At 65.1% G+C, this 16,736-nt stretch carries 16 protein-coding genes; 11 read left to right on the forward strand and 5 right to left on the reverse strand.

From position 1 onward, the window contains the following. Nucleotides 1-12 precede the first annotated feature (12 nt). From AB0J91_RS25840 to AB0J91_RS25890, 11 genes are all read left to right on the forward strand, one after another. Nucleotides 13-204, forward strand: coding sequence for a hypothetical protein (locus tag AB0J91_RS25840; protein ID WP_363873594.1), 192 nt, complete (start codon nucleotides 13-15; stop codon nucleotides 202-204). Further along, on the forward strand, nucleotides 204-635 hold the full coding sequence (locus AB0J91_RS25845; RefSeq protein ID WP_363873597.1) for a TadE/TadG family type IV pilus assembly protein: 432 nt from the start codon (nucleotides 204-206) through the stop codon (nucleotides 633-635). The genes AB0J91_RS25840 and AB0J91_RS25845 overlap by 1 nt, the downstream gene beginning before the upstream one ends. Next, entirely contained in the window at nucleotides 632-1,078 is a 447-nt protein-coding gene (locus AB0J91_RS25850; RefSeq protein WP_363873600.1) for a TadE/TadG family type IV pilus assembly protein, read from the forward strand. Before AB0J91_RS25845 ends, AB0J91_RS25850 begins: the two co-directional genes overlap by 4 nt. After that, nucleotides 1,078-1,512: a pilus assembly protein TadG-related protein gene (locus tag AB0J91_RS25855; RefSeq protein ID WP_363873603.1), complete on the forward strand. Its 435-nt coding sequence runs from the start codon at nucleotides 1,078-1,080 to the stop codon at nucleotides 1,510-1,512. Before AB0J91_RS25850 ends, AB0J91_RS25855 begins: the two co-directional genes overlap by 1 nt. Beyond that, on the forward strand, nucleotides 1,509-4,250 hold the full coding sequence (locus AB0J91_RS25860) for a hypothetical protein (protein WP_363873606.1): 2,742 nt from the start codon (nucleotides 1,509-1,511) through the stop codon (nucleotides 4,248-4,250). The genes AB0J91_RS25855 and AB0J91_RS25860 overlap by 4 nt, the downstream gene beginning before the upstream one ends. A 962-nt stretch (nucleotides 4,251-5,212) precedes the next feature. Beyond that, nucleotides 5,213-5,815 carry a hypothetical protein gene (locus AB0J91_RS25865; protein WP_363873608.1) on the forward strand — a complete coding sequence of 201 codons (603 nt, stop codon included), beginning with the start codon at nucleotides 5,213-5,215 and terminating at the stop codon, nucleotides 5,813-5,815. Between the two features lie 4 nt (nucleotides 5,816-5,819). Further along, nucleotides 5,820-6,416 (forward strand): hypothetical protein, encoded by a 597-nt coding sequence (locus AB0J91_RS25870; protein WP_363873611.1) that lies wholly within the window; start codon nucleotides 5,820-5,822, stop codon nucleotides 6,414-6,416. A gap of 1,178 nt (nucleotides 6,417-7,594) precedes the next feature. After that, complete coding sequence (locus AB0J91_RS25875) at nucleotides 7,595-8,488, forward strand: N-6 DNA methylase (protein WP_363873614.1); 894 nt, start codon at nucleotides 7,595-7,597, stop codon at nucleotides 8,486-8,488. Between the two features lie 376 nt (nucleotides 8,489-8,864). Further along, nucleotides 8,865-9,065, forward strand: a complete 201-nt coding sequence (locus AB0J91_RS25880) for a hypothetical protein (RefSeq protein ID WP_363873617.1) — start codon at nucleotides 8,865-8,867, stop codon at nucleotides 9,063-9,065. An 87-nt stretch (nucleotides 9,066-9,152) separates the two neighbouring features. After that, the gene (locus AB0J91_RS25885; RefSeq protein ID WP_363873620.1) at nucleotides 9,153-10,076 is read left to right on the forward strand and encodes a toll/interleukin-1 receptor domain-containing protein; all 924 of its coding nucleotides are present in this window, start codon (nucleotides 9,153-9,155) and stop codon (nucleotides 10,074-10,076) included. A 312-nt stretch (nucleotides 10,077-10,388) separates the two neighbouring features. After that, a complete protein-coding gene (locus AB0J91_RS25890; protein ID WP_363873623.1) occupies nucleotides 10,389-10,835 on the forward strand; it encodes a transposase family protein in 447 nt (148 codons plus the stop codon). Here the strand turns inward: AB0J91_RS25890 and AB0J91_RS25895 are convergent. The 5 genes from AB0J91_RS25895 to AB0J91_RS25915 all read right to left on the reverse strand — a co-directional run bounded on the left by AB0J91_RS25895 (nucleotide 10,796) and on the right by AB0J91_RS25915 (nucleotide 16,731). Then, nucleotides 10,796-11,755 (reverse strand): peptidoglycan DD-metalloendopeptidase family protein, encoded by a 960-nt coding sequence (locus AB0J91_RS25895; RefSeq protein ID WP_363873626.1) that lies wholly within the window; start codon nucleotides 11,753-11,755, stop codon nucleotides 10,796-10,798. The genes AB0J91_RS25890 and AB0J91_RS25895 overlap by 40 nt on opposite strands. 7 nt (nucleotides 11,756-11,762) lie before the next feature. Then, nucleotides 11,763-12,800, reverse strand: coding sequence for a replication-relaxation family protein (locus tag AB0J91_RS25900; RefSeq protein ID WP_363873629.1), 1,038 nt, complete (start codon nucleotides 12,798-12,800; stop codon nucleotides 11,763-11,765). 81 nt (nucleotides 12,801-12,881) lie between these two features. Then, on the reverse strand, nucleotides 12,882-15,353 hold the full coding sequence (locus AB0J91_RS25905) for a type IV secretion system DNA-binding domain-containing protein (protein ID WP_363873700.1): 2,472 nt from the start codon (nucleotides 15,351-15,353) through the stop codon (nucleotides 12,882-12,884). 74 nt (nucleotides 15,354-15,427) lie between these two features. Then, on the reverse strand, nucleotides 15,428-16,255 hold the full coding sequence (locus AB0J91_RS25910) for a hypothetical protein (RefSeq protein ID WP_363873632.1): 828 nt from the start codon (nucleotides 16,253-16,255) through the stop codon (nucleotides 15,428-15,430). 86 nt (nucleotides 16,256-16,341) lie between these two features. Further along, nucleotides 16,342-16,731, reverse strand: coding sequence for a hypothetical protein (locus AB0J91_RS25915; RefSeq protein ID WP_363873635.1), 390 nt, complete (start codon nucleotides 16,729-16,731; stop codon nucleotides 16,342-16,344). Nucleotides 16,732-16,736 lie beyond the last annotated feature (5 nt).

Consider the following 16,736-nt stretch of genomic DNA (forward strand, 5'->3'; position numbering starts at 1 on the left):
GAGGAACCGCTGATGCTGACCTACATCGCATGCGTCATCGCCACCACCCGGACGCGCATCGCCGACATCCGCTCGGACGAGCGCGGGTATTCCACCGAAACCGTGCTGGTGACCGCCTTGCTGGTCGCCGGGGCCATCGCCGTGCTCGCGATCATCGTCGCCGCGGTCACCCGCAAGGCCAACGAGATCGGGGGCAGCATGTGATGACCACACACCATGCCCACCCACTACGTGAATGGATACGGCGCTGCAGCCAGGACGAACGGGGAACGGTCACCGCCGAACTCGTGCTGGCCGTCCCGGCGTTGCTGCTGCTGATCCTGCTGATCGCGCAGTTCGCGATCTGGGCGCACGCCACCCACATCGCCCAAGCCGCCGCCTCACAAGCACTGTCAGCCGCCCGTGTGCACCGAGCCAGCAGTGCCAATGGCCACGCCGAAGCCTCCACAGTGCTCAGCCAGCTCGGTGCCGGACCGCTAAGGAACCCACACGCCGCCGTGAATCGAGGACCACAGCAGTCCACTGTGGAGATCACAGGGGAGGCTGCGGCGGTGGTGCCGTTCCTGGACTTGCCGGTGCGGGGCCGCGCGGCCGGGCCGAGCGAACGGTTCGTCACCCCAGGAGACAACGAATGACACCCCGACCGCTCCGCCTGCAACGCGACGAACGAGGTTCGGTGGCCACCGAACTCACCCTGCTGGTACCTATTTTGATCGTCCTGTTGCTGTTCGTGGTCTTCTGCGGGCGCCTGGCCGACTCCCGGCTGCGTGTCAACGACGCCGCGCACCAAGCCGTCCGCGCGGCCACGTTGGCCCGCAGCACCAGCCAAGCCAACAGTGACGCCCACGCCACCGCGCAGGCCGCACTCAGTCAGGCCGGACTGCGCTGCCAGAACCTCGGTGTCTCCGCCCGACTTGGCGGCCTGCAGCCCGGAAGCACAGTCACCGTGACCCTGACCTGCACTATCGAGCTCTCCGACCTGGCGATGCTGGGGGTTCCGGGAACCACCACGGCGAGCTCCACCGCCTCCTCGGTCGTGGACCAGTGGCGCGGAACCGATGCCGGCGGCGGTGCCTGATGCGCAGGCGGTGGCGGGCCCTTGCGGGTGACGAGCACGGCCGGGTCACGGCATTCGTCGTCGTCATCACCACGGCCTGTCTGCTGTTCGCCGGTCTCGTGCTCGACGGCGGACTCGCCCTGGCTGCCAAAACTCAGGCGATTGGCCACGCCCAACAAGCCGCCCGCGCTGGAGCGCAGGAGTTGGATCTCGCCGCCTACCGCGCCGGCGGCCAGCCCCAGCTGGACCCGGAGGCGGCCCAAGCCGCGGCTCGCCGCTATCTCGGCGCCGTGGGCGCCACGGGCACCGTGACCGCCAATGCCACCACCGTGCGCGTGCACGTCGATGCCCAGCAACGCACCCAAATCCTCGGCCTGATCGGGCTCGGCGAGATCACCGTGTCCGCCGAGGGCCAAGCCCGACCCGACCAAGGAACAACAGGAGCCGTCGGATGAGGACTCTCGCCTGCCTCGCTACGCGACTGCTGCGGCTTGTCGGCGCGCTGGCCGCATGCGCGGCACTGGCTGCCCTGCTGGCCGGTGTGCCCTGGGGGCTGGTGACATTCCTCGGCTGGCCCCTCCCCGACCATCTACCGACCAGTGGCGAGATCGAATCCGTCCTGCTCAACCCGCTGTCGGTCACCCTGCTCCTGGACATGCTGGCCTGCATCGCCTGGCCAGTCTGGCTGGTGTTCGCCGTCGACGTGGCACGCTGCATCCCGGACGCGGTGCGCGGTGTTCGACCGCCCGCGATCGGCCCGGTCCACGCTGTGGCCGGCCTGCTGGTCGCCACTGCCGTACTCGGACTATTTCCCCGATCCGCGGTCGCCGCCGACCCCGCGCCCGCAACCCCAGCGCAGCCCGCGGCCGTCACCGTCCTCGACCCCACGACCGAGGCTGTGTCTGCCGTCGACTCCCCCATCCCGACACATCCTGTGCAGCACACGAATTCAACGAATGCACGGGGCATCGTGAGGGTGCAGTCCCCTCACGACGGGGTCTACGACAGCCTCTGGCGCATCGCCGAACGCGAACTCGGCGACGGCCACCGCTGGACCGAACTGTTCGCCCTCAACCAAGGCCGCCCACAACCCGACGGCGCCACGCTCACCAACCCGCACCTCATCCGCCCGGGCTGGATCCTGCACCTGCCCGAGCAAGCTGAGGACAACACCCCACCTCCACGGCCTGCTCCACCAGCACCACCGCCAGCGATTCCCACCCCGACCGTGCCTGCACATCCACCAGCGGAGGCCGTGCCGGGCCGACCGGGCACCTCCGAGGGCGCCGTTGCTCCCACCTCGTCCACCGCGGTCATGCTCGGCAGCGGCGGCGTGGTCGCCGCCACACTGGCCGCCGCAGTCTCCCTGAGAATGCTCACGCGACGACGCCGAAGAATGCGCTCCTACAAGCCCGGCAGCGGCGACCGCACCCCCATACCTGCTCCCGCACCAGCGGTGCACGCACTACGCCTGGCCCACGACGACGCCCAGCTCGGCGAGGAGCCCACCGATCTTGACTCCATCACGCTCCCCGCCCGCACTCCCGACATGGACCTGTCCTACGTCGAGACCGATTCGACTTACTCCGGTACGGACGTGGACGTAGGAGTCCGCGACGGCCGCGCCTACGCGCTCGATCTTGCCGCGCTCCACGGGCTGGGGATCACCGGCGCGGGCGCCGAGGCCACCGCCCGGTCCCTGCTCGTGCATCTGCTGGCCACGACCAGCGCGACCCTGCTGATCCCCGACCACGACGCCCGGGCACTGCTGGGCGACGAGGCACCCGAATCACCCCGGCTGCACACCACTACCGACCTGGACGAGGCCATCACCGCACTCGCCGACGGCACTACCACCCGCAACACCGAACTCCCGAGCACCGAGCTCACGAGGGTGCTCGTCGCCAGCATCGACCGGCCCCACCCACGCCTGCAACCCGTGCTCGATACAGGAGCCGCCAGCGGCACCGCCGGGATCCTGCTCGGCCACTGGCCCGCCGGCGCGACAGTGCGCGTCCGCGCCGACGGAGAAGTCACCGCCACCAGCCCCGCAGTGGCCGAACTTCGAGGTGCGCAGCTGTTCCATCTCGGGGCAACCGACACCCGCGATCTCCTCGACTTACTCACCGACACCACGCACGGTCCCTACCCAGGTCACCCTGACCTCACTGACGAGGCCGAGCTGACCGGTGACGACCACATCGACAAAACCGAACCCGACCGCGACGCCGAACCTCGCGTCACCGAGACCCACGAGGCAAAATCCGAGTTCGATGGCGACGACACCATCCCCGTACTGCAGCATCAGGAGACGGCTCCGCCATCCACAGCACCGAGCGACCCGAGGCATGACGAGCCTGATGACGCCGGCCGACCTGATGGCAACCAGCTCGCCGACACCGAGGCTGCTCACGAACCACCAAAAAGTCCCTTGAGTCTGGCCGTTTTTGGCCCGCTCACTCTCACCTGGCACCCACCAGCGATACCCGCCCGGACTCTCACGGCAGAGCTCGCGCCCAAACACAAAGCACTGATCACCTACCTCGCGCTGCACCCCCACGGCGCCACACGAGCCTCCGTGCGCGAAGCGCTCTGGCCCGAAGCCCGGGGACGACGCCCCTACAACGCCTTCTACGCCGCGCTCTCCCAGATCCGCAAAGCCCTCGCCGAGGCCACCAACAACCACGCCGCCGACCTCATCGTCCAACACGACGAACGCGTTGCCCTCAACACCGACCTCGTCGATGTCGACTACTGGCAGCTCAACCAGGCCGAGCACGACCGACACATCGCCAGCACCGACGAGCAACGCTTCGCCGCCTGGTCCCGCATCACCGCGCTCTACATCGGCGAGATTGCCGACGGCATGTCAGCACTCTGGCTCGACGGCCCCCGGGAAGCCGCCCATCGCACCGTCCTCGACGCACTCGCCGGCATGGCCGCCCACTACCGAAGCCACGACCCCCAAAAGCAACTCCAACTGCTCGAACACGCCAGGCTGCTCAACCCGGAGAACGAAGACATCTACCGCGACATCATGCGAGTGCAAGCCGAGCTCGGCCTCACCGACGCCATCAGCCGCACCCTCCACCTGCTCACCACTACCCTCGCCGAGATCGGCGAGCGACCCGACTCCAGCACCCTCGCGCTTGCGCGCACTCTCCAAGTGCGGCAACACCGCGCAGCCAGTTGAATCGAACGCCGCCGTTGAGGCGCAGATCGCTCGAAGCTTGAATCTCGGAATTCTCCTGGATCATGTTCGGGATCCAAGCCCCAATTCGTTCATGCCGATGCAGCGAGGATCAATCAGGAAGCCCTAGGGCAGTTCGCCAACCGGCACGTATCGCCGTCTGATATGATCTCTGCGTTCCAGGCAGCGGCTATCCGCCGACACATTCTCAGTCAGGAACGAGAAGGCCCTTCCGCCTGGAGGGGCCTTCGTCATGCTGCGCATGACGTGCTCCGGAACAGTCATGGCAAGGTTGATTACTCCGCTCCTTGTTCGGCCGCAAATGGTTCAATGGCGCTGTGCAGCAGTGACTCACTCCCCGGCCTCCCCACCTCCGCGAGTGATCAAATCGCGCGCTCAGCTTGCGGTCGTCACGAGCGATCTTGGACGCCACGCCCACTCATACACCTATTCATGCGCTCGCTCATGCATCCACTCGTCTTCCCGATAAGCGAGAAACCCACTCGCGTCGCGTTTTTCCTGCTCAGCGCGCCGCTATCCCTTCCTGAAACCGCCCAGCCTCGGTGCCCCTACGACTGGGAAGATATGAAAGAAATGATAAGAGTGGACTATTCACTAGCGGCACCGATCCATTAGTTCCAATTGCGAACGACCTCCTACGTTGACAACCCTCCTCTTCTGGAAAATTGTGGAATTTACCCGCGGGCTGGAACGACTCGGAAACTGCCCTCATCCCCCAATAAGAATTCGCCTTATTTCGGCGCCTACTCTTTGCGGCAACCGAAAAGCCGGAATTCGTCCGATGTTTCCCCAAAGAATCCGTCCGCAACTGTTGCAGCACTGGCAGAGCCGGCGTTACGGTAGATTCACCGGAAAACAGAGAGAGTTCCGACTAGGAAGAAGTAATCGCGGGTAGGGATTCGCACCCCGTTTGCCCGCTACCGCAATCTGTGGAAGGCATGATTATGACGAGTGTGTCTGTCGAGGCGTGGTCGCACGGTGACGGGTATTTGACCGTCGATACGCAAGAGTGGATCAATGACCGCGGCGAGTACGCCGATGACCTCACCGAGGACTTGCGCGGGTGGATGGAGACCAACGGCCGTGCGCACCCGCACGATGACGTCATCACCGCATGGATCAGCGCGCGCACGGGCGAGACTCCGACCGGCCTGCACGGAGACGGCCAGTTGTGGGCCCACAACCTGGTCAACTTCTCTGATCACCTGCTTGATGATCTCGGGTTCGTAGTGTTGTCGGCCGTTGAGTTCGGCGACCTGATGATCATTGTGAGTGATCATGGCGGGCGCTACGTCGCGCCGACGGTTTATCGCTCCACTGTGGATGCTTTGGAAGAGTGGGCGGACTACTCGAACGCCGAGGGCGAATGCGCCAACGGGCACCGGTGGTGCACGCACAACACCGTGGATTTGCACGCCTGGGACGGCGCCGACATGCGCACGTACCGCGTGTCTGACCTGGTCCGCGTGCCCTTCGACGACCGCACTCGCGGCTATGTCGCGTGCCCGTCCTGCGGCAAGGCTGTGCGTTTCCTCTGCCGATTCTGAGCCCGTGCGGCCGGCCCACGCCGCATCTCCCGCGCGTGCTGCGGCCGGCTGCGCCTCCCCTCTCTTCTTTCACTCCGTTCTTTCCGCTTCTGCGAGGTGTGCTGTGTTCGTGCTGTCCGCCAACGGCGAAATGATCTCCACCGACTACGACGACACTGATTCCTCGGTGATCACGTTCGAAAACGCCGACGACACCGAATGGCGGTGCCAGGCATGCGGCGAGTCCCTAACCGAGGAAACCGACGGCTACACCGACGAGTCCGGCTCGCTGATCTGCGACGCCTACGACCCGTACGAAGACCCCGAGATTGATGATGCGGAGTCCGCGGCGGATTTCCGCGAAGGTTCGCACCGACCGCAGCGGGTGGCCCTGTCGTGGGCCAACGGCGCCACGATCCACACCGATCCGGGCGAAGACTCGATCACCGTCACGATCAGCGTCGGCGACCCGCGCGGCGCGTTTGCCTTCACGGTGCGCCGCGTCCCGGATGACGCGATGGACAACGGCGGCCGGTTGATCATACACACCCCGTACCCGGGTGAGCCCCTGCCGCACGTCGAGCTCACGACCGCCCACACCGGAACTTACTGGGTCGGCTGACCTTCCCGGGGTGCCCGCCCGTCGACGGCGGGGACCCCCTTCCCGAGACCGAGGAGGAACCGAGACATGCACACCCGTCGCCACCAGACGACATCGGCAAATACACCCACGAACGCGCCCGGTAGCTGCCGGTCCGCCACGCAGGCACACGCCAATGAACACGCCCTGCCTGACGACTGGTGGACGGCCGGCGGGTACGACACCGAGGACGGGCGCATTGAGTACGACTGGAACCAGCGGTATTGGCGCGCAGTCCTTCCGGACAGTTCCAGCGTCGTATTTCCCACTGAAGCACAAGCGGTCGCCTACCTGAAAGAACACGGCCCCATCGTCGTCCGCAGTTTTCTCCGCCACCGCTGCCGTTCTTAGTCGGGTGTTGGTCGACCCAACTCGACCAGCGGTCATCACCGGCTCCCGAACGCGCATACCGCCACCTGCTGATGCCTGTTCACGCGCCACAGCAATGCCCTAGGCGCCCCAGTCAACCGCACAACGTTATTGCAAAAGCAAATGCACCGCGCAGCCATCACCTCAAGCGGACTCTGACCACTGTCGACAACAACGCAGCGTGAGCACGCATGGAGGTTGTCCGCTGAGCTCTGTGGGCTACCCTGACCATGCCCTCCTTGCAAGGAGGGGAGCCCTTTCACAGGGTTTGCGGTAGGCCGGCGGACCGTGCGAACACCCTTCGGGTGGGTCCGCCGGCCCCATACGTTCTGGGCCTCCGAGCCGCTCGCGCCGCGCACCGGACGCCATTTGTGCGCTCACGCAACTCGGTCTCTCGCTTCGTCTCTCCTCTCGCGTTTTCTACCTGGAGCCCAGCCATGCAAACGCACTGTGAACACCCGTATCGAGCCGTGATCTCCATGGCCGGAGCGGTTCGTCAGAGTTCCGACGACGCCACGGAGTAGCAACTACGGCGCCTTGCCGCCGACCTGGCGCGTGCGGTCTTCGACCTTGACGCGCGAATTTGTGCCGCTTGACGCGTCCGAGCGCCTGGCGTCCAACTTCGAAATACCCCCGACACGTCGGGCTAAACGAGCCCGTACCGCGACCCCCAAGGCCCTCTCAGTGCCGAGGAACCCTGGATCAATGCCAGATCTCCAAAATCCAAATCTCACCCTTCCGCAGTCCCTGCCGAGGACGAGCACGCCTCGTTACATCAGAAAGGAATTCCCGTGCCACGAAACACCAATAGGCAAGGCAATCACCCGGACCCCGACCGACATGCCGCCGACATCGCGCAGTCGGTCGAGGTGGCATGGAACAAATCCAACCACTCCGGTCGACGTGACGTCGCCCTTTCGGTCGTGTCTGCGCTAGCCCTCCTCAACCAGCGCGACGCCAATACGGCCGATCTCGCCGAACAGCTGCGCGCGCAGAGTGCCGAGGAAGTCGCTAGAACTCTGCGGGAGATCTACACCGCTGTCATCAACTCTCGCCCGGACCTAACTCATCTCGTCTTCCCCCTCATGCAGTGGGTTTTCAATGATCCCGAGCCTGCTTTGAAGCGCGCCGCGAAGCAGGTTGCCGACGCCGCGCTACACGCGAGGCAGCTGGATCTCACTGGCACCGAACGTCGTTACGACACAGATTTACTCGGCGTGGTACTCACGCTGCTCAAGTCCGACAGCGCAGGCAAGGCGAACGCACAGATTTACACTCCTGTGCCGCTCGCGGACATGATGGCGCGAATGACCCCACCGGAGGAGCACTCTTCGGTGTGCGACCCCGCCGTAGGTACCGGTGGGCTCCTCCGCGCTGCCGCGCAGGCAATGCGCGAGCTCGACCGCGACCCAACGACGGTCACCTGGTACGGCGCCGACGTTGACGACCTGGCGGTCGCCGCTTGCGCAGTCAACAGCCTGATCTGGGGACTGGGTCCGCGCATCGTCCTGTGCGTAGCCAACACGCTCTCGGAAGGCGACTGGGCACGCCGGGCCGAGGCTCAACGAGCCGAGGTCCTACAAGTCTCCGAGCGCATCCGCCACCACAAGCTGATGATCCACGCAGTCCGAACCGCACAACAACTCACCGACCTCACAACCGACAAGCGTCACGATGGTCAGTAGTGCTCCGTGCAATCCCCCGGCTGGTCGCGCGCACGGAGTCACCCGCAGCCACGAGACGAACGTGACGCTCGTCTGCCCGGATCGAAATTGCAACGTCCATCGGTGAGTTTGCGAAGTTTGGGGTACCTTGAGAATCCAGGTAACCCCACGTAACGAAGCGCAAGATCGCCACGAGGTGTCAGCAACGGTGTTCGGTTGCACGTTGCTCCGAGGTGCGTGGCTTCGCAGTCGTGTTGCCGCTGCGACCGCACGAGTCAATGCAAAAGGAACTCAAGCCCCTAGTGGGTGAATCTGATGAGTGATCTTGCCACTGCCGGCGGTCGCAAGTAGCGATCACTCGATCATTATCGTTAGCTCATGCTTGAAGGAGTGCAAAATGCAGTTCGGTGAATCCCGGTCCAAGCCTCGCCGCGTTCGAGTGTCAGGCCGGGAAGAAGTTGGCATTGTCATTCAGGAAGGCAAAAACTTCGGCGGCGCCTTCGGTGAGTATGTCTACTGTGCAGTCGTGCACTTCCCCGAGACAGGAGAGGTAGCATTTTACGATATGTCGAAAGTTGAGACTGTAGACAGTGACTGACTGAAAGCCCCGGTTTACTGTCGTGAGGCTTAACGACCGCTGAAGCTCGATGTCTGTTACGAGACTGGGCAACGTATAATTGAGATCATGAGTGCGACGACCTATGACATTGCTGTTTCGTTTGCCGGGGAACAGCGAGACTACGTAGAGGCGGTGGTGGGCGCCGCCAAGGACCGAGGACTCAAGGTCTTTTATGACAAAGATAAAGGTAATGAGTGGTGGGGTAGAAATTTCATTCGCGAGCAGCGAAAAGTGTACGGTTCGCAGACGCGTTTCTTCGTGCCCTTCATCTCTACTGAGTACCTGGCTAAGCCCATCCCGATGGATGAATTCTCGGCGGTCATGATGACGGCAGTTAAGCAAGGTGACGAATACGTGCTCCCGGTGCTGATGGGTGACGTGCAGGTACCACCCGACCTTCTCCATCCACATATTGGCTACCTGCGAAGCGATGATTTTACCCCGGAGGCTCTGGCGGAGCAGCTCGTACAGAAGGTCGGCACGGCTACGTCAGCAGGCCAACAACCGCGCGACGTTGGTGAGGTTGTCGAAGAAGCGATGGCCTACCGCATGCCGAAGATGGTTCCGGGCGATTTCAGCAAGTACGACGAGCTGGATGCCACTTTCGACCATCTCCTACAGCAGTTCGAACAAGTTTTGCCCCAGCTCACGCCGCTTGGCTTCGTTGGCAGGGTTCGTGTTAGCGGCGAAACCCTGAAGGTGCGGATCGAGCGTAACGGTGAGACCGCGTACGCCCTCGACATTTCGAAAGGTGGGTTTCACAGCGACGATCAGCTCAACTTCATGATCGGTGGAAATCGTATCGGTGGCGGTACCAGCAGCAACGGGTACGCCACGCCATACTTTGACCGCGAGGCCGGTGCGCCGAAACTTCGCATGATGGACTTCTCGGTATTCAGCTCGATGGGCAGGAGTGACTTGACCTACACGAAAGAGGAGCTGTTCACCAAGCTGTGGGGCAGGATTGTGGAACAGTTGGAGCGACGCTAATTATCGATTCAGCCCCTCTATAGGTTCGACCCACGCCCATACCGCTCAGCCTTCGGAATTCCCGCCCGGTGCAGCTCGTCTCGCTCTGCTGTCTGCGAGATGTCGAACTTCTCTGCAATCCGCCCGTACGTTCAGCCGCCATAGGCACGGTTCCATCGTATGAGTTATCGCTGCGACTCGGCGATGGGAGTGAGCCTTTTCCACTTGCCGGGTAAGGGTGTGCGGCCTGGTGGACTGGCTACGGAGATGAGTGAAGCTCCTGGTAGACGAGTGATTGTCTAGATCAACTCTGTCTGCCCAGGAGCTCCAAGGGTGCTTTCTTACCCGTCGGGGATGTCGGTGTCCCATCGCGCGTTGAACGTGCTGGCCGAGCCGTTACGGCACGAACGCCGTGTTCGCCGAACCCGGTGGCGGCGGCTGGAAGCAGGTCAGCAGGCGCTGGCCTACCTGCGCAAGGGCGAAACCTACGCGGACCTGGCAGTCGGGTTCGGCATCGGCATCACCACGGTGTTTCGCTATATCCGCGAAGCCCTCCAGCTCCTCGCTGCCCGGACGGCCGGGCTGAGCGAGGCGATCACCACAGCGGCACGCAAAGCGTTCGTCATCATCGACGGAACGCTGCTGCGCATCGACCGGGTCGGTATGGCCTCGGGCCGGGATCGCCCCCTGGAGCGTAAGAGAACCATCCGACCACAGCTCGATGTCCAACTGGCAGCACGTTATCGAGTGCACAGCCGTGGTGCTGACTGCTGTTGGTAGACGCCGATGGGGTCGACTGCCTGGTTGCCGACGTCAATCTGGAAGTGCAGGTGTGGCCCTGTTGATTCACCTCGATTGCCAACCTCGGCGATCGACTGGCCTACGTGGATGTGCTGTCCGGTTTGAACGAGGTTCCGGTTGTTGTGCCCGTAGGTGGTGATCACGTTGTTCGCGTGCTGGATGCGGATCCAGAGCCCATAGCCGGTGGCTGGTCCGGCGTCGATGACGGTGCCGTCTGCGGCGGCGACGATCGGTGTCCCGATGGGTGCGGCGATGTCCTGCCCGCGGTGAAATTCTCCGCCGCGTGGTCCGAATCCTGAGCTACACGTCCCGTTCGTGGGCACCGCCCACCCATTCTGTTGAGGTGCGTTCTGTTGCGCCGCTTTGTAGGCATCTGCTTGGTCGAGGACCTTGCGTACGTACCAGTCGGCGTTGTTGTAGGTGAAGATCGCGCGGTAGAGGTCGCCGCCGTCGCGGGCGCCCGAGTCGCAGAGGTACGCGGCGGCGGCGTAGATCGCGTCGTGCGGGTTGTACCGCGAAGGTGGTGCGCTGCCACCTGGCGGGGGCGGGTGTTCCGCGATGACTGAGTTGAAAGTGGCTTGGAGGAACTGCATCGGTCCTCCGGCGTGGGCGAAGTTTTCTCCGCTGTGGACCCCCTCGGCGTCCAGGCGTCCGTGGTCGGTTTCGATTTTGCCGATGGCGGCGAGGATGCTCCAGTCCAGTCCTGGGCAGGTCGGGGCGGCGTGTTGGTAGAGCATGAGGTAGTTGCCGGGGATGTCGGCGAGTGCTGCGGGGCTTGGTTGGCTGTTGACGGCGGAGTTGCCTGCGCCGAGCACGGCGACGACTCCGGACACGGCAGCCGCGATGATGGCGATCAGGGTGACGAGTGCACCAATTGCGGAGGCCGCGATTTTGGCCATGCATGGATCACCTCTTCGGGTTCCAGGTCAGCTCGCTGTGTTGCCAGGGCGGCATCGGCGCTGGGGGACTCAAGCGCGGAACGGGGCTGGGGTCGGTGCCGTTGGCGTCTGTGGAGCTGGTCGGTGCTTCCAAGTGAGGCCAGGCCGAGAGAAGGCTGATCAGCCGATGGCGGCCGGCGTCGGTGTGATTCAGGGGAAGCCACATCTCGTGGGCCGGGCTGCCGGCTGTGCGAAGGTGTTCGACAGTGGTGGTGGCGATCGGTAGGTCGTCCCGCCGCGGGTCAGTGCGCAGGTGCTCGGCGAGGTGGCGTCGTGCGTGTGCCTCCCGGGTTGCGGTGGCGAAGACCGCGAGCAACGGGGTGACGATGTTGGTCGAGGTGGCGAGGCTGGTGTAGCCGGGCAGTTTTGAGACGAACCGGCTGAGTTGGTAGCTGCCGGTGTCCCATTCGAGGAACCATTCGATCTCTCGGCCGGCCTCGTGCCAGCGACCGTAGCCGTCGGGGCGCACGTGGTCACCGAAGTGCCGGCCACAGCGGGCTTCGGACCACCACTCGGTCACGGCCTGTTCCTGGGTGATGTCGACGAGCGCGTCGGACTGCAGGGCGGTGAAGAAGCTGTTGACGCCCACGAGGTGGGCCAGCCTCAAGCTGTAGGCGATGCCAACTGAACGTTCGGGGCGGAACTTCAGGTCCTTGGGGTCGATGCCATCTTCATGAGCCAGCACATGGGCACCGGTGGTGTCGAGGACGTAGTACATAGGGGCTCGACCGCGGCCGATGTAGGGCTGGAAGCGGTCCAGTACCCGCCAGGTGTAGAGCTTGTGCAAGCGGTGGTTGGCCGCACGGCGAGATCGACCGAAGGCGATTGCCGCGATCTGTGGGGAGGTCAGCACCCGGTGCTCGGCCAGGACCCGGGCCAGCCAGCGGTCGCGGGCGGTGAGGTGGGCTGCGACTTGGGCTTGATGCTCGGCGGAGGCCGCGAAGCGCAGGCTCGGCCGTTGCGGCATCGGGGCGCGCAGGTCGCGTTGCTGGTGATGTGTGAACACGATCGTTCCTCCTCTGGGATGGCCCGGGCATAAGGAAGGGCGGTCCTCCGAGATGGGAGGACCGCCCTGGGGCTTGTGAGGTCAGGCCGCGCGGCGTGCGCGGCGCGGGTCTGTGCCGGTGGTTCCTGCCTGCTCACGGGTGTCTTCGGTTCGGGGTTCCAGGGGGCGGGTGTGGGCCGCAGCGGCTTTGCGGACGGCTTTGGAGCGTCCGGGAATGGCCGGCGGCAGTGGTTGGGTCGTCACTGTGAACGGCTGGGTCTCCTCGCCGCCCACGACCAGCCGCGCCGCGGCGTGGTAGACGCCGAGGTGCGCGAGGTCGTGCTCCGAGACTCGCGGTGCGGTGTGGCGGGCGAGTTCGCGAGCGTCCTCGGGGGAGGCGGTGAAGAACACCTTGCTGCGGGCGTTGGTGGAGATGCCTTCCTTGAGGTCCTTGGGAAGCTGGCCTAGGTGCTGGTGGGCCAACGTCATGCTCAGTCGGTAGCCGCGGGCTTCGGCGAGCATGTCTTCCATCGCATATGGCAGGTTCAGGAAGTTGTGCGCTTCGTCGACATACAGGCCGGCGTCGCGGCGTTCGCGCTGGGGCAGTGCGGCGCGGGCGGTGGTGGCCTGCCAGACGCGCGCCACGATCAGCGATCCGAGCAGCCGGGTGGTGTCCTCGCCAAGACTTCCCTTGGGAATGCGCACCAGGCACAGGCCACCATCCAAGGTAGCATCCAAATCCACTGTGGATGGACCTGCGGCGACTGCCTTGACCACGAACGACCGCAACAAGAAGGCGCGGAGCTTGTTCAGCAGCGGCGCGGTCGCCTGAGCGCGAGCCGCATCCGAGAGCTGGTCATACCAGTCCCAGAACCCTCGCAGTGTCGGGTCGTCGGACACGCGATCCCGGTGCCGCGCCCGCGTGGCTGGGTCGGTGAGCAGTTTCGGCAGGGTCGCCAGCGTGGGTGTGTCCGAGGCGGCCCGCAGGGTCAGGCATCCGGCGCGGAGGATGTCCTCTGTGCGCGGCCCCCAGGCCGAGACGAACACCCGGGAAAACACCGACACCAGGTTGTCGACGGCGGATTCCTTCGGCCCTTCTAGGGGGTTCAGGCACGGTGTCGGTCCGCGGGAGTCGGCGTCGAAGAGCACGACTCGCTCGGCGGCGTGTTCGGGAAGCCGCTGCAGGACGTCGGTGATCAGGTCGCCCTTGGGGTCGATGACCACTGCCCCGCGCCCGTACTCGGCGTCGGCAAGGATCATCCTCGCCAGGATCGTCGACTTTCCCGACCCGGTGGCGCCGAGGACGTGCAAGTGGTGCCGGGCGTCGGAGACCCGCAGGCCCACAGGGCGCGCGTGGCCGGTATCGGAGACTCCGACTGGGCGGATCAGCTCTCCTTCCGTGGGCGTGTTCGGCGGGGGTGGCACCGCCCGCGCTCCGGCGCGGGCCAAGCCCGGTAGCGCCTCGTCGGTCGGCAGGTGGGCGACGGCCGCAAGCTCCGGCACCGACAGCAAGTCACCCCACCGCAGCCGGCGCCGCGCCAGAGCGGTCACCGGGTTGCGCAACCGTCGACGGCGGTAATGGTTGTGCTCGGTGAACCCGGAAAAGGCACTCGCGATGGCGTGAGCGCGGCCCCTCACCTGCTCGCGCACCCGGGCTACCTGCTCGTTGGGTGTGTCGATCGGCACCGTTGTGGCAACCGCGTACCGGATCAGCGTCTCCCACTGCGCCCCGCGCTGTTTGCCGACGATCGCGCGATTTTGTGCCTGGAACTCCAGCGACGTCTGCGGATCCAGCTTCGGCTGGCTGCTCGACGGTTTCGTACCCGAGGGGCCTGGCGCGAGGAGGTCGAGCAGCCGGCCCGCCAGGCGGGTCGGCCGCCCGGCGTTGAGATGACGGGCGGCTCGACGAGCCTGCTTCACCCGACGCCCCGTGACCGGACGAGTCAGCACCTGCACACAGGCGGTGTCGGACACCTCGAGCCCTACGGGAGCGCCCAGCAGGGCGCGGATGGGGTCGGCGTCGAAGTCAGTGCGGATGGGCAGTGCTTCCGATCGGGCCAGGCGAAGCGTGCCGCCGGTGACCAGCTGCCGGCGCCCCTCGGCCGTTGCCGCGGGTACCGGTGGGTTTGCTTCGTCGGTGCGGGTGTGCGCTCCGGGCCAGGCGGCTTCGATGGCGCGTTCCACCATGCCCGGGGGCACCACGCCCGGCACCCACAGCCGGATCTGCACTCCGTCATGACCGAAGACGTATTCCCAGGCCAGATGGGGTTGTCCGGTGGTCAGGCGCTGCACCATCGGCCGCACGAGCCCGATCAAGTTCGACCACACCGCTTCGGCACCGTCGGCGTCGACGGTGGGAGGCGCCAGGATGGTGATGACCCGGGACCGCTCGTGCAGCGCATCCTGGCAGCGGAGGAACCACCACCGGCGAACGAGTCCCAGTCCTGTCGCCACGAGCACGATCGCGGGGACCGCGATGAGCCCCCAGGTCTGCAGCCACGACCACACCAGGTCCAGCACAGCCTGGATTACGCCCCACGGATCGGTCAGCAGCCTCCTCAGTGGACTGTCCATGACGGACTGACTTGCGAGACCCATGCGAGGAAATCTCCTTACTGTCGGGAGAGACGGCGCGATACTCGGTGTGATCACGCGGCGCGCTCGTCGGGCCCCGGAACGACGTGACCGTGAGCCGACGGGGCACTGGTGATCGAACGAACGGCCGCGTCTCCGCGAGTGCGGCGCTGTGCGTCGACTGCGGCCTGCCACTCCGAGAACCGACGCCCGGCCAGCTTCTTCAGGAAGTGCGGGATGTTGTTCGCGGGAACACCCACCAGGTGAGGTCCGAGCACCGCGAGCAGGTCTGAGGCTTCCTGGGACGACCAGCCCGCCTCGGTGATGGAGTCTTCGTCCGGGAAGACATCGGCCACTCGATCCACCGCAGGGTCCAGCAGCGCGTCCTGCGTCCCGCCGTAGCTGTAGGTCCACAGGAAGTTCTCCGGCGGGTCTGGCGCCACGAGCGTCCTGAACAGGCGAACCTCCTTGGTATAGGCGTAGAAATTGGTGTCCGGACGAGCCCGCATGATGCGCAGCCAGGATTCCAGGTACGGGGTGCTGAAGAAGTCGCCTGAGTCGTGGATTCTGACCCAGTTACCGCGGAATTTCGGTGCGGCCAGCTCGGTGAGCATGGCCTGTTCCCAGCCGGCCAGGTCGTCGAGCACGAACCGCAAGTTCGACTTGTGCTTAGCCCGCACCGCAGGCCAGGTGTACGTGCCGTGGCGGGCGTAGCAGATCTGTCGGCAGATCCCCGCGCTGGGGCAGGTGTTGTAGGCGCGGCCATCGGGCAGGCGTCCGGCCCAGGCGGGCAGGGACCAGTTGTACACGCCGATGGCCCGCATTTCCCGGTTCTGAGTCAGCAACCGGCGCGGGCGCCCGGCAGAAGAACTCTCTGACCGGCCGCGGGCAGATGAAGACATGCGTGACCTCCGTGGCGATAGGGACAATTCAAGAAAATGGAGGGCCATCCGCGTTGGATTGCTAGATGACGAAGGGGTATGCGCGCTTACGCTGGATCGTCGTCGCAGCGAGGCGGGGCCGTGCCGTCGGACTGGCATCCGCAGGAGCGTCGGTGCTGGTGGCGTCGGCGGTAGCGGTCGAGGTTGACGACCTTGGGTGTGGGCGCCGTCGGCGTCGACGGTGACGAGCTGGGCGTACTCGACTCCTCCTCGGCGACGGACGTACCGCACGCACGCGTGGGCCAGTGCGCGCACGCCGAAGACAACCGCACCCCGATGAGGTACCCGGAGATCATGATCGTCGCGCAGGCGATCCAGATCACCGCCATTAATCCCGCCGCCAGCGCGAAGACGGGGAGGAAGTCGTGGACGAGGATGTCCAGGAACGAACCGAATGTTTTCTGGTCGGCTACCGCGGTGGCAAGCTGTGAAGGCACGAAAG

The organism is Saccharopolyspora sp. NPDC049357 (assembly GCF_040677225.1).
Classification (GTDB): Bacteria; Actinomycetota; Actinomycetes; order Mycobacteriales; family Pseudonocardiaceae; genus Saccharopolyspora.

Coding starts and splice junctions, on each gene's coding strand:
- AB0J91_RS25840 (WP_363873594.1), top strand. CDS start 13: ATGCTGACCTACATCGCATGCGTCATCGCCACCACCCGGACGCGCATC.
- AB0J91_RS25845 (WP_363873597.1), top strand. CDS start 204: ATGACCACACACCATGCCCACCCACTACGTGAATGGATACGGCGCTGC.
- AB0J91_RS25850 (WP_363873600.1), top strand. CDS start 632: ATGACACCCCGACCGCTCCGCCTGCAACGCGACGAACGAGGTTCGGTG.
- AB0J91_RS25855 (WP_363873603.1), top strand. CDS start 1,078: ATGCGCAGGCGGTGGCGGGCCCTTGCGGGTGACGAGCACGGCCGGGTC.
- AB0J91_RS25860 (WP_363873606.1), top strand. CDS start 1,509: ATGAGGACTCTCGCCTGCCTCGCTACGCGACTGCTGCGGCTTGTCGGC.
- AB0J91_RS25865 (WP_363873608.1), top strand. CDS start 5,213: ATGACGAGTGTGTCTGTCGAGGCGTGGTCGCACGGTGACGGGTATTTG.
- AB0J91_RS25880 (WP_363873617.1), top strand. CDS start 8,865: ATGCAGTTCGGTGAATCCCGGTCCAAGCCTCGCCGCGTTCGAGTGTCA.
- AB0J91_RS25885 (WP_363873620.1), top strand. CDS start 9,153: ATGAGTGCGACGACCTATGACATTGCTGTTTCGTTTGCCGGGGAACAG.
- AB0J91_RS25895 (WP_363873626.1), bottom strand. CDS start 11,755: ATGGCCAAAATCGCGGCCTCCGCAATTGGTGCACTCGTCACCCTGATC.
- AB0J91_RS25905 (WP_363873700.1), bottom strand. CDS start 15,353: ATGGACAGTCCACTGAGGAGGCTGCTGACCGATCCGTGGGGCGTAATC.
- AB0J91_RS25910 (WP_363873632.1), bottom strand. CDS start 16,255: ATGTCTTCATCTGCCCGCGGCCGGTCAGAGAGTTCTTCTGCCGGGCGC.